Source organism: Methylomonas sp. 2BW1-5-20 (assembly GCF_052474515.1).
Genome location: NZ_CP184127.1, coordinates 2381310 through 2393340, shown reverse-complemented (window position 1 = coordinate 2393340; position 12031 = coordinate 2381310). Strand labels below are relative to the sequence as shown.

The window sequence follows — 12031 nt, the reverse complement described above, 5'->3', positions numbered from 1 at the left end:
TTTCGGCCATTTTGCCGCAATCAGAAAGCCGAAAAACGGTCGCTCGCCAGCGACCGTTTTTGGATGAATCTGACATCCGTTTCATGTCTATTTTGAAAAAAGACAGGTAACCGGATGTCAGAGTATTAACGACTGTAATCGCCGGCGCGGCCTAGACTGCTTGGACACCGGTGTGAATGATTGTGCCGACGTGCTCGCCTCGTAGGGCTGCGGTGAGCCGCCCCGGTACCAGCCCATTCACGATTTGCACGTGCTCAAGGTGGCGCGCGGTTGCCATCACCTCAAGAAGCGCTCGGTCAAACGGCAACGTGTCCTGATGCGCTGCCAGATCGGCGACAGTCGTCTCTCGAACAAGTTGCGCTTTTTCTCCGTCGGGACCTTTGGGATCGCCGGTGTATAAGCCATCGACGTCTTCCACGATGGTGAGACCCGCCGCCCCTAGCGCGTCGGCCAGCAGGAATGCGCCGGTATCAGCCCTATGCGTCGGAATTCGCGAGTGGGGAAACTCGTGATGATGATAGGGTGGAAAGGCGCTGCCGACGACCGCGCGCGCCGCTGAAAGGTGAATAGCTAGTTGGCTCTCGATGGTGGGGTGTTCGACGTAAGAAACTCCCTCCGGTGCCAGTAGAGACGCAAGAATATGACCGTTTTGACCAGCCTCGCTGGCAGCGAGCGGGGCTAGCGATCCAACCGGGAGGCCAAGGTCGAGACCGACGCTGTAGAGGTGTCGGGCACGGATACCCGCGCCAGTCAGAATTAACAGACGGTGCTCGGGTAATACCTTACGAATCTCGTCAACGATAGGCAGAATCGCCGCTGCGCCGCGGTCCATAATGGCGCGGCCGCCAATCTTAACGACCTGCAGCCAAGGCAGGAGCCGAATCGGGCGCACACCGGCAACAGGGCGGGTAAGCTCGTTGTCCTGTAAGGTTTGGCGTGCGAGTGGCGAGGCAACGTGCTTGATAGTGTTTGTGGTTTCAGACATGACAGTAACTCCCTAACTCGCGGTGATGATGGTGCCGACGTGCTCGCCAGCGAGGGCGCGGGTCAGATTGCCTGGGACAAGACCGTTCACAATTTGTACTTGACGAATGTGGCGCGCAGTCTTCAATAAGTCGAGCATAGGGAATTCAAGAATCGAATCGTGAAGTCCCTTCGCTTTCATTTCGTCAACCGAGATCCGAGGAATGAAGGTGGCGTTTTTCGATGTCTTGGGATTTGCGGTGAAGAGACCGTCTTCGTCCTTGACGAAAACCATGGCTTTACAACCAAACTGTTCGGCCAGCAGGAAGCAGCCGGCATCGGTACGGTAAGGCGGGATAACGCCTTCTACCGGAGGGCGCGTCCAAAGTTTGTAAGGCGGCATGCCGCTAAAGATAACCGCATTCACCTCGGCAAGATAAAGCGGCACTGCCGAGAGTCCCGCCCCCTCAACTGCGGAGATCCCGTGCTTGGCGAGTAGTTGTCCCAGCATTATTGCATTCTGATCGGCAACCGAAGAACCCAACTGCGAAAGCACGCCTGCCGGCAGGTTAAGCCCGGCGGCAATGGAATAGAGGTGTCTGGCCCGAGTGCCCGCGCCGGTGCCGATAAGTAGTTTATGAGCTTTGCGGGCCTCGACAATTTCGTCCACCAGTGGGTAGACGGCCGCGCGGCCGCGGTCGATGATGCTCTGTCCACCGATCTTTATCACCGTGGCGTCCGGCAGAATTCTAAAGTCCTCGGCTTCTTCCGCCGCAGCTAGAAGCTCCGCATCTGTCAGCGATCGCTGCATGAGGAGCTCTTCGAGCTTAGATGTTGTTGTGTCGGTCATGCTTGGGTCCCCTTCATCACCATGATTCACTGCAATAAGTTTCGGTGGAGTCTGGTATTGCTCCGACAACCCCGAGGTAAAATTTCCAAGGCTAGCTTTCGCGAGATAATTCAGCGCTTGTCAGACCTGCCTGAAATATCAGCATGTCTGCAAAACTAGTACAGACTACACCTTCATTCTATTACACGTTTGAGGGCAACACTACACGAAACCTTGTTTTTTCTAAGCGATTAGACGACTAGGTATGGTGGGTTAGATAGCCCTCTAGGTATTGATTCTGGGTCGGGTTACAGGATTTATTTGGGAAAGGACGGCGAACGACTCGTGATTCTGAAGGCTGGCTGCACAAAAAAGTGGCAGCAAGGCGACATTGAGGATGCACAAAACAGATGGAACGATTACAAGCAGTGAAAACGCCAGAGAGCTGACAAATGACTTTAACCCGCAGTTTCAAAGATACCGTGATAGCGAGCTTCGGGCGGGTCACAGAGTTTCGCGATGCTTCGCTACGCGACGGAGTTGAATCTCTTTTGCCAGGGGATGTGGATACAGGCATGTGCGGGGTTCGGCTGTTCCCAAGTGTCCTTTGCCGTAGTTTTCCTTGCCGCAGACCGGACGGATGCAACAGCCCAAGCGCCACATTACTGTTCGCCATCGTGCAAGCGGTAACCGACCCCGGCTTCTGTCAGCAAATAGCGGGGGCGAGTGGGGTCGGCTTCCAGTTTATGGCGCAATTGCCCCATATAAATCCGCAAATAGTGGCTGTGTTCGACGTAGCTCGGTCCCCAGACTTTTTCCAACAATTGCCTATGGGTGACGACAAAGCCGGCATGGCGAACCAGTTCCGTCAATAATCGGAACTCGATGGGCGTCAGGTGAACTTCGCGTTCGCCGACAAACAAGCGGCGCCTGCTCAGCTCTATCCTAAGGTCGCCGGCATGGAAAGACATTTGCTCATTTAAGGCGGGGGCAGTCACGCGCCGGAGCAAGGCTTTGATTCGGGACAAGAGTTCGGCGTTGCCGAAGGGTTTGGTTAGGTAATCGTCGGCACCGTTATCCAAGGCCAGGGTGATGTCGCTTTCCTGATTGCGCGCGGATAAGACCAGGATGGGCAGATTCGACCACAAGCGCAGCCGACGGATCACCTCCTGGCCGTCGAGATCGGGCAAACCCAAATCCAGAATCAATAAATTGGGGTGTTCGTTGCGCGCCGCGTTGAGGCCTTCCCGCCCGGTTGCGAAAGCCGACACTGCATAATCTTGGTGCTCCAGTGTCGTCGCCAATAACTGGCGAAACGGCGGATCGTCTTCGATCAGCAAAATTTTGGGTTTGTCGTGTTTCATTTATTCCTCTTCTTCCACGGCGATACAAGGCGGGCATTCCGCGCAAGGCAGCCGCAGATCGAAAATCGCTCCGCCGCCTTCGCGTTGCCTGGCAACGATATTTCCGCCATGAGCCTCCGCGATGGCCCGGCAAATGGACAATCCCAGTCCAACGCCGCTTTGCGCGCCCTCCGGATGCATTTGAAAAAATTTGTCGAAAATTTTTTCTTCGAATCCCGGCGTTATGCCGATGCCGCGGTCGGCAACTCGAATGCTGACGCCTTGCTCATCGGTCGAGACCGCGATGTCTATGGGATTGCCGACGGCAGAATATTTATCGGCGTTATCGAGCAAATTGACTAAGACTTGTTGCAGCAATACGGCGTCGATATGGATCAAGGCGTGGCTGTCGGCGATCTGAATATTGATTTGACGATTTTTCAGGGTTTTGTCGAGTCTGTGCAATGCGCTGCCGATGATTTCTTCCGTTTCGTACCATTGTCGATTCAGTGTGACTTCGCCGGCTTCCAAACGCGCCATTTCCAAGATTTTGGTGGTCAGATCGGCCATGCGCCGCGCTTCGTTGCTAATCGTCCGTACTAACTTTTTCCGTTTGTTGTCCGGCAGCCGCTCTTCGTCGGTTTCCAAGGTGCTGGCGGCGCCGACGATAGTTGCCAATGGCGATCTAAGGTCGTGGGAAATGCTGCTGAGTAAAGAGTTGCGCAAGGTTTCGGATTGAATTTTTAACGAGGCTTCCTTGGTTTGCTCGACTAAATATGCCCGTTCCAAGGTATGCACGATCTGGCTGATAAACGTGTCCAAAAACAAACGCTGTTCAGTTTGGGCGATGCTTTCGGCTGCGGCGGGCTCCAAGACCAAGACGCCAAGGCTGCGAATCACGCCCTTGAGCGGAAAATATAGAGCAGCGTTTTCGTTAAAGTAATCGCACCCTGGGCCGGCGGTTTTGCCATGGTTAAATACCCAAGCCGCAATCCTTAGGTCGGCGTTGCGCCAGGAAATCGACCATGGCGGCTGTATGGGGTAGCGCAATTGCCCATCTCGGCCGGCCAGCAGAACGGTATTTTTACCGCCGAACTCCGCATGAATATGGCGCACGCCGATTTCGACGATATCCGATTCCAAGCGAGCTTCCGCCAGTTCCTTAGTCAAACGGTATAGCGCGGAAGCGCGTTGTTCCCGGCGTGCGGCTATCCAAGCTTGGGTGCGTACGCGCTCGGCAAGGTTACTGGTCACGGTGCCGATCAGGAGCATGACGGCGAGTCCGACGATATTTTCCTGATCCGCGATCGCAAACGAGAAGATGGGCGGGGCAAAAAAATAAGCGAATGCGGCGGCACTGGTTAACGATGCCAGCATCGACGGCCACAAACCGAATCGTAACGCCACAAAAAACACGCCCAACAAATAGACCAACAGAATATTGCTGGGTTTGAGAACTCCGCGGAACGGCCAGTCGAGCAAGGTCAGCAGTAACGGTGTCAGTAGGCTGACCAGCAGCTTGCCGAACACTTTTGGGATATTTCGGGGCGAAGTTTTCATCGTGTGATGGCTGATGCTACTGGGACGCACTGAATGCTGTGCTGGCGTATTCCTGTAATTTTTTATCCTTTTCGTAGATCAGCAGCACTTTTAGATTTTCGGTTTCGGCGATTTGCATGGCTTGGGTTTCGCCGGCACACAGCAATGCGGTGTCCCAGGCATCGGCCCAGGTGGGGTCCTCGTGAATCACTGTCACCGAACGCAAACGATGAGTCACCGGCCGGCCGGTCTTCGGATTCAAGATATGGGAATAGCTAAGGCCATTTTCCTCGAAGAAATTGCGATAGGTGCCGGCTGTCATCACTGCCGTGCCTTTGGTCTCCTTGATGTCGATGATTTTCTGCAGTCCCCGGCCGGCGGGTGTTGGTGTTTCGATACCGATACGCCAATCTTCACCGTTTGCCTTGCGGCCTTTCACCATCATTTCACCGCCAATCTCGACCAAATAATCGCTAATACCTAAGGCATCCAGCTGTTGGGCCACCTGTCCGACACTATAACCTTGGGCGATGGAGGACAGATCGATTTTGATTTTTGGATCTTTTTTCCTGATCCGTTGCCGAACCGAGTCGATTTCCAGTAGCGGCATGCCAATATGCGGCATTAGCGCGGCGATTTCCTGGTCGTCAGGTACTCGATTCTCATGGCCGGAAAATCCCCAAAGATCGAATAAGGGTTTTATGGTTAAGTCGTAACAGGCTTCGGAATGCCGATAAATGTGGTTCGCAATAGTCAGCAAAGTAATGATCTCCGGAGAGGCGTCTAACCATTCGGCAGTTTCCTGCCGGTTTAAATATGATATTTCGGAATCGTCCCGGTAATTGGACATTTTGGCATCTATATCGGCCAGCACGCTGGCAATTTGCCGGCGGGCATCCTCCAATTCAGCGGAATGTTGGTTCAATACCAGCTTGATATGATAAGTCGTGCCCTGAGCGGCGCCGGATATTTCGGTTTCGCGCGGGGTGTTTTTACACCCGGTTAAAAGCAAGCTGAGGAGTAGAAATGGAAATAACTTTTTCTTTTTGAAAGCTGTCGTTATATGGCGCATGACGATTAACCCGTCTTAGAACTGAAAGCCGTTAACGATATAGAGCGTGAAAATGCTGGCGATGAAGCCCAATAAAATGGCGGGCATCCAGCGTAAATGCAGGGTAAAGGTGTAGCCTTCACCTTCGTTCATATTGCCTTTCATTAAGCCCAGTACGTGGAGTGCGGGCGCGGAACCAATGGCTAGCAAACTCCCGCCGACGCCCAGGGTCAAGGTTAACAATAGCCATTGGCCCATCGGAAAGGGCGGGTGCATGTTTAATACCGCAAACATCAATGTGCCGTTGTCGATACATGCCGATGACAAACCAATCAGCACGTTTGCTATCGTAGGGCTGATTTGGGTGAATAAATAATGAGCCATGGCATCCAAATAACCCAGGAAACTCAGGGCCCCGACAATCATCATTGCGCCATAGAAGAATAATAAGGTGTCCCAGTCGACGCCGGCTATACATTTAAACACGTCGAAGCCTTTTTGCGATTCAAGATAATCTTGTTTTTCATGGTAGGTTAAAAAATAATGAATTCTCGCTGATTTGCGCTCGGATTTCGTTAGGTAATAAGCAAAGAATTGCAATATCGCTAAACCGAATATCATGCCCGCTATTGCCGGCATATCGAGAAAGACGTTAGATAAAATGGTAATGCTGAATGTGAGAATAAATATAAAAATTATGCGTTTGCTGCCGCGTTTTAAAACCGGCGTCTCGGGAGAAAAACTTGGTGTGTCTTTAGTCACCGAAAAGTGCATAATCGCTGCCGGGACCAAAAAATTTACCATGCACGGAATAGCTAAGATAAAGAAATCGGTAAACTGCAGCATATTCTGCTGCCAAACGAAGAATGTGGAAATACCACCTAAAGGACTCATCGTGCCGCCGGCATTGGCGCCGATCACCGCGTTTAATCCGGCTAAACCGATAAATTTAGGTTGGCCTTTTCCTATCTGCAATATGATGTAGCCCATCAACAAACCTACTGTTAAGCTACTGATAACCAAAGACAATAAAAAGGCTAGCCCGCCGGTAATCCAAAACAATTGCCGATAACTATATTGTTTATTGGCTAATACAATACGCAACCCGTCGAAAATGCCTCGTTCGGTCATTGAATTCAAAAAAGTCATTGACACAGTGATAAACAAAAACAATTCCGCATAGGCCGTTAAATTGCTTTGGAAAACAACAGCGACATTCTTTGCTGTACCGTATTCCGACGAATAATAGATAAAAATTACAAACCAAATTAAGGCGGATCCTAAAACCATGGGCTTGGCCTTGCTCAATTGGTGCAAATCTTCCGTCATGGCAAGGATATACGCAATAATAGTTACGGCAATCGCGAAATAACCGACAAAATGCGTCTTTAAATCCAATTGATTTGTCTCTATGGCTTCTTGAGAAAAGCATAACTCCGGAATCAGGAGAGCCAATATTAATACGGTTATCCGATATAAACTGATGTGCTGTGGTTTATTCACTTGATTTTTCCGGTTAATTAAATAGGTTTATATTTTGTTTATGCAATAATATAGGTGCGGCATAAATTATCGATATAATAGGTATTTTGGTGCCGGGTTTTATTCATGGTTATAGGATTAATTAAGCCGTTTATATTAATTTCGTGGTGTGGGGATATTAAATTTTTCGAAATAAAGATTTCGTTAAGATAGGGTTACCATGGTGCAATTCATTGTTGCTGATGGGTAAACAATGGAGAGAGCTGGCGGTTTTGTGAGAGGGGAAATGAAGGGTAGGAGAAAAGTCTTCTGCAAATGCCTTAATGCCGGGCCGGTTCAGTAGCCAACTTAAGCGAAAGGTATTGTCCGGCGATAAATCGCTGTTGATTTTTATGGCACGCTGGCCAGCCATTTCGGAGCGGGTAGACACGAAACTCTTTCATGAAATGGCGCCTCGCGAATTTTTATATTTTCTTTATGTTTCCGCTCGGAATATTAACGACCTTTTTACGGCCTTATTCGTAGACTATTGCCGTCCTCAACAACGCGGGAAATTCCATGAACGAGCGAAGTTACGTAGGTATAGACAACACGGATAAAAATGAGTGGATCGCGGTTTTGTGGTGCGACGGGAAAAGCGTTTTTTCCAGACCTTATCGGAACACGCCAACAGAACTCGAGGCCTTGGTGCGCTTCATTACCGAACGTTGCGACAGGCCGAAAATCTGCCTGAATCCTGCGCATCCCCGCGCGTTTGAATTGGTGAAATGTATCAGCGGCATTGCCGGCGTCGAAGTGGTGTTGATGTCCAACGCCGGTTTAAGACTGCATTTGGATTGGCTGCCAAGCGATACCATGGCACCGGTATTTCAGGCCGATTCGCGCCGGGCTTATCTATTGGCCTGTTGCGCCGAACGCATGATTTGATGAGGCCATTATCCAAAACTCATTACACCTGGGGCCAGGAACGAGCAATTTTTCCAGACGTGCATAGGGCTTAAGACGGCAGGATTGTGCTAGCTCTCCAATGCAATTCCAGACATACAGCGAATAACGGAAGGCGATGATGAATACGGAACGACCCGATCCTGATCAATTGCTGGCCCGCGTCGAGCGGGACAAGGCTAAAGCCAAGCGCGGTCGCTTGAAAATATTTTTCGGCGCGGCCGCCGGGGTCGGCAAAACTTTCGCGATGCTGTTGGCCGCCAAAGAGCGGCGTGCCGAAAATCTGGATGTGATTATCGGTGTTGTTGAAACTCACGGCCGCAAGGAAACCAAGGCCTTGCTGGATGGATTGGAAGTGCTGCCCCCGCGCAAAATCGATTACAAAGGTACGGTCCTGCACGAATTCGATATCGATGGCGCCTTGAAACGCCGGCCGGCGATTATTTTGGTCGACGAATTGGCGCATTCCAATGCACCAGGCTGCCGCCACCCGAAACGTTGGCAGGATATACACGAGTTATTGGAAGCCGGTATCGACGTTTATACCGCGCTAAACGTGCAGCATCTGGAAAGCCTGAACGACGATATCGGCCAGATCTCGGGCATAAGGGTGTGGGAAACGGTACCGGACACGGTGTTCGAAGAGGCGGATGAAGTGGAGTTGGTGGATCTGCCGCCGGACGAATTATTGCTACGACTCAAGGAAGGCAAGGTCTATCTGCCGCAACAAGCGCAGGAAGCGGTGAATCACTTTTTCCGCAAAGGTAATCTGATCGCGCTGCGGGAATTATCGCTGCGGCAAACCGCCAATCGCGTCGACGCGCAGATGCTGGATTATCGCGAAGACAATGCGATCCGCGAAGTATGGCAGGTCAGCGACCGCATCTTGGTTTGTATCGGACCTAATGACCTGGCCGAACGCCTGGTGCGGGCCGGTAAGCGTTTGGCCACCAGTCTGCGCGCCGAATGGATCGTCGCTTACGTGGAGACCCCGCAATTGCAGCGGATGCCGGCCGTGAAGCGCGACGGCATCCTGCGAATTTTACGGCTGGCGGAGCAACTCGGCGCCGAAACCGTCACCCTCAGCGCGCCGGAGATGAGCGAGGCCCTGATTCGGTTCTCGCGCGAGCGCAATATCAACAAAATCGTGATCGGCAAACCCAGCCGGCGCGGCTGGCGGCGCTGGCTGATGGGTTCGGTGGTCGATGTCTTGATCTCGCATGCCCACAATATCAATATTTACCTATTGGGTAGCCCGCAGATCAGAGGGCGTACCACCGAATTGCAGTCCGAATTATCCTTGCTGAAAAAAAGCCCATTGCCCGGGCTAAAGCAACGCATACCCTCCAAAACCAAAAAGCGCTACGGCGGTTATGTCTGGGCTGTTGTGGTTACCTTATTGAGCACGGCCGTGGGCAGTTTGATGTTCGAGCGCCTGGAGCTGGCGAATCTGGTGATGGTGTATTTATTGGGCGTGGTGTTCGTCGCCACCCGTTTCGGCCGCGGCCCTTCGATACTGGCATCGGTCCTCGGCATCGGTTGTTTCGATTTTTTGTTTGTACAACCCTATTACAGCTTTTCGGTGTCCGACAGTCAGTACCTGATTACCTTGCTGGCAATGCTGGTGGTCGGTATCGTCATTAGTAATTTGATGATTAATGTTCGCTCGCAGGCCAAGGTGGCGGCGCATCGGGAGCGGCGAGCGGCGGCGTTGTACTCGATGAGCAAGGAATTGAGCAGCAGCCAAGCGGAAGATGAAGTTGTGCGCATCGCCGTCAGGCATCTGTATTCGGAATTCAGCAGTCCCAACGTGATTCTGTTTCCGAATAATAGCGGACGCGTGGTTTTTCCCAGGAAACAGGGCATTGCCGAATCCTTGCGCGGCGCCGATCTGAGCGTGGCGCAATGGGTGCTCGATCATAACGACATTGCCGGACACGGCACCAATACCCTGCCGGGGGCAGCGGCGGTCTACTTTCCGATTCATAACGACGACAAGGTATTGGGCGTGTTGGCCTTGTTGCCTGTGAATCTGCGCCGGGTGTTTTTACCCGAGCAGCAGAAGCTGCTGGAGACTTTTTTACGGCAAATCGGCCAGGCGGTGGCGAGAATCCGCTTTTCCGAGCAGGCCCGCTCGACGCAAATGCAGATGGAAGCCGAACGCTTGCGTAACTCTTTGCTCAGCGCAATTTCGCACGACTTGCGCACGCCGCTGGCGACCATCATCGGTTCGGCGAGCGCACTGCTGGAAGACGGCGGGAAATTGATGCCGCAAGACAAACTGGAACTGAGCCGGGGCATCGTTGACGAGGCCGAACGCATGTCGAATCTGGTCAACAATATTCTGGACATGGCCAAGTTGGAAGCGGGGGTGCTGGAGTTGAATAAGCAGTGGCATCCGCTGGAAGAAATCGTCGGCACGGTGTTGACCTTACTGCATACCCAATTGACCGGCCGGCCGGTAAAAGTCAAACTACCGGAAGGCATACCGATGATATTGGCCGACTCGGTGATGATAGAGCAGGTGTTGATCAATCTGCTGGAGAATGCGGTGCGGTATACGCCGCCCGGCAGCGGACTGGAAATTATTGCAGAAATCAACGAATCCGCCGCGGAAATAATTGTTGCGGATCACGGACCCGGTATTCCCAAAGGGCAGCAGGAGCGCCTGTTCGAAAAGTTTTACCAGACCCGTCACGAAACCGCACAAAGCGGTGTCGGCTTGGGGCTCGCGATTTGCCGGGCCATTGTCGAAGTGCACGGCGGCCGGATTATTGCCCGGAATCGGGCCGAAGGCGGCGCCGAGTTTGTGATTACCTTGCCGCTGGATCAAGCGCCGCCCAGCGTGGAACCGGAAGAATGACAGAGGCCGGAAATGCAAAAGCATACGGGCGGATACCGAATTTTTTACAAGTAAGTCGATTTCACTTTTTCGCCTAAATTAATGACTCATGGCTAAAACCGACCCCGTTATTATCGTGATAGAAGACGATCCCTCCATCCGGCGGTTTCTGCGCACCAGTCTGAGTACCCAAGGTTTTAACGTCTTCGAAGCAGCCGGCGGCAAACAAGCCATCGTCGAAGTCGGGGTGCGCAAGCCCGATTTGCTGATACTCGATTTGGGCTTGCCGGATATGGACGGTATCGAGGTGATCAAAACCGTCCGGCAATGGTCGGCCGTGCCCATCATCATCCTGTCGGCGCGCAGCAGCGAACAGCAAAAAATCGACGCGTTGGATGCCGGCGCCGACGACTATTTGACCAAACCCTTCGGTTTCGGCGAGCTATTAGCCCGGATAAGGGTAGCGCTACGGCATGCGAACCGGCCGCAGGAACAAAGTCCGAACGATGTTTTCGTTACCGCCAATCTGAAAGTCGATCTGCTCAATCGGGTGGTCAGCGTGGACGAGCAAGAAATCCATCTCACCCCGATTCAATACCGCTTGCTGACGGTATTGGTAAAGCATGCCGGCAAAGTCATGACCCATCAGCAAATCCTCAAGGAAGTTTGGGGGCCGTCCTATCAGGAAAATGCGCATTATTTACGGATTTACATGAGTCAACTGCGCCAAAAACTGGAAACAGACCCCACTCAACCCAAGTTTTTATTGACCGAGTCGGGCGTGGGTTATCGGTTAAAAGTCTGGTAACGGGCAAGTCGTAAGCCCGCTTAACGCGACTTTGCCGTCCGCAATGGGATGGACGCTACGAATTATTTCACTCGAAAGCGTGGCTGCGGATGACAAATTTTTACAACTTTTTTAGATGCGATTCCGTATAGTCCGCGCCCTGGCGCCTGTTCGGCCGGTGATCTTTGGTCAACGGCCGTAAAGCTTGCCATTTTTTCCGGATCCAAGAATTCGATTCATCCTCCCGTTA

At 52.3% G+C, this 12031-nt stretch carries 9 protein-coding genes; 3 read left to right on the top strand and 6 right to left on the bottom strand.

Translation table 11 applies throughout. The features are described 5' to 3' along the window. Nucleotides 1-151 precede the first annotated feature (151 nt). The 6 genes from ACH50O_RS10825 to nhaD all read right to left on the bottom strand — a co-directional run bounded on the left by ACH50O_RS10825 (nucleotide 152) and on the right by nhaD (nucleotide 7228). Nucleotides 152-985 (bottom strand): amino acid kinase family protein, encoded by an 834-nt coding sequence (locus tag ACH50O_RS10825; protein WP_446812021.1) that lies wholly within the window; start codon nucleotides 983-985, stop codon nucleotides 152-154. Nucleotides 986-997: 12 nt separating this feature from the next. Further along, nucleotides 998-1813, bottom strand: coding sequence for an amino acid kinase family protein (locus ACH50O_RS10820; RefSeq protein WP_446812020.1), 816 nt, complete (start codon nucleotides 1811-1813; stop codon nucleotides 998-1000). Nucleotides 1814-2454: 641 nt separating this feature from the next. Next, nucleotides 2455-3156, bottom strand: a complete 702-nt coding sequence (locus ACH50O_RS10815) for a response regulator (protein WP_446812019.1) — start codon at nucleotides 3154-3156, stop codon at nucleotides 2455-2457. Further along, complete coding sequence (locus ACH50O_RS10810; RefSeq protein WP_446812018.1) at nucleotides 3157-4695, bottom strand: DUF4118 domain-containing protein; 1539 nt, start codon at nucleotides 4693-4695, stop codon at nucleotides 3157-3159. Between the two features lie 16 nt (nucleotides 4696-4711). Continuing rightward, on the bottom strand, nucleotides 4712-5746 hold the full coding sequence (locus ACH50O_RS10805) for an FAD:protein FMN transferase (RefSeq protein WP_446812017.1): 1035 nt from the start codon (nucleotides 5744-5746) through the stop codon (nucleotides 4712-4714). 15 nt (nucleotides 5747-5761) lie between these two features. After that, nucleotides 5762-7228, bottom strand: a complete 1467-nt coding sequence (gene nhaD, locus ACH50O_RS10800) for a sodium:proton antiporter NhaD (protein ID WP_446812016.1) — start codon at nucleotides 7226-7228, stop codon at nucleotides 5762-5764. A gap of 537 nt (nucleotides 7229-7765) precedes the next feature. Here nhaD and ACH50O_RS10795 point away from each other — a divergent pair. The 3 genes from ACH50O_RS10795 to ACH50O_RS10785 all read left to right on the top strand — a co-directional run bounded on the left by ACH50O_RS10795 (nucleotide 7766) and on the right by ACH50O_RS10785 (nucleotide 11802). Beyond that, nucleotides 7766-8134 (top strand): hypothetical protein, encoded by a 369-nt coding sequence (locus tag ACH50O_RS10795; protein ID WP_446812015.1) that lies wholly within the window; start codon nucleotides 7766-7768, stop codon nucleotides 8132-8134. Nucleotides 8135-8273: 139 nt separating this feature from the next. Further along, nucleotides 8274-11015, top strand: coding sequence for a DUF4118 domain-containing protein (locus ACH50O_RS10790; RefSeq protein WP_446812014.1), 2742 nt, complete (start codon nucleotides 8274-8276; stop codon nucleotides 11013-11015). An 88-nt stretch (nucleotides 11016-11103) separates the two neighbouring features. Continuing rightward, nucleotides 11104-11802 (top strand): response regulator, encoded by a 699-nt coding sequence (locus ACH50O_RS10785; RefSeq protein WP_446812013.1) that lies wholly within the window; start codon nucleotides 11104-11106, stop codon nucleotides 11800-11802. Nucleotides 11803-12031: the final 229 nt, after the last annotated feature.

What these genes read in the sequence shown, in the direction of transcription:
- ACH50O_RS10825 (WP_446812021.1), bottom strand. Translation starts at nt 985, where the DNA reads ATGTCTGAAACCACAAACACTATCAAGCACGTTGCCTCGCCACTCGCA.
- ACH50O_RS10820 (WP_446812020.1), bottom strand. Translation starts at nt 1,813, where the DNA reads ATGACCGACACAACAACATCTAAGCTCGAAGAGCTCCTCATGCAGCGA.
- ACH50O_RS10815 (WP_446812019.1), bottom strand. Translation starts at nt 3,156, where the DNA reads ATGAAACACGACAAACCCAAAATTTTGCTGATCGAAGACGATCCGCCG.
- ACH50O_RS10810 (WP_446812018.1), bottom strand. Translation starts at nt 4,695, where the DNA reads ATGAAAACTTCGCCCCGAAATATCCCAAAAGTGTTCGGCAAGCTGCTG.
- ACH50O_RS10805 (WP_446812017.1), bottom strand. Translation starts at nt 5,746, where the DNA reads ATGCGCCATATAACGACAGCTTTCAAAAAGAAAAAGTTATTTCCATTT.
- ACH50O_RS10795 (WP_446812015.1), top strand. Translation starts at nt 7,766, where the DNA reads ATGAACGAGCGAAGTTACGTAGGTATAGACAACACGGATAAAAATGAG.
- ACH50O_RS10790 (WP_446812014.1), top strand. Translation starts at nt 8,274, where the DNA reads ATGAATACGGAACGACCCGATCCTGATCAATTGCTGGCCCGCGTCGAG.
- ACH50O_RS10785 (WP_446812013.1), top strand. Translation starts at nt 11,104, where the DNA reads ATGGCTAAAACCGACCCCGTTATTATCGTGATAGAAGACGATCCCTCC.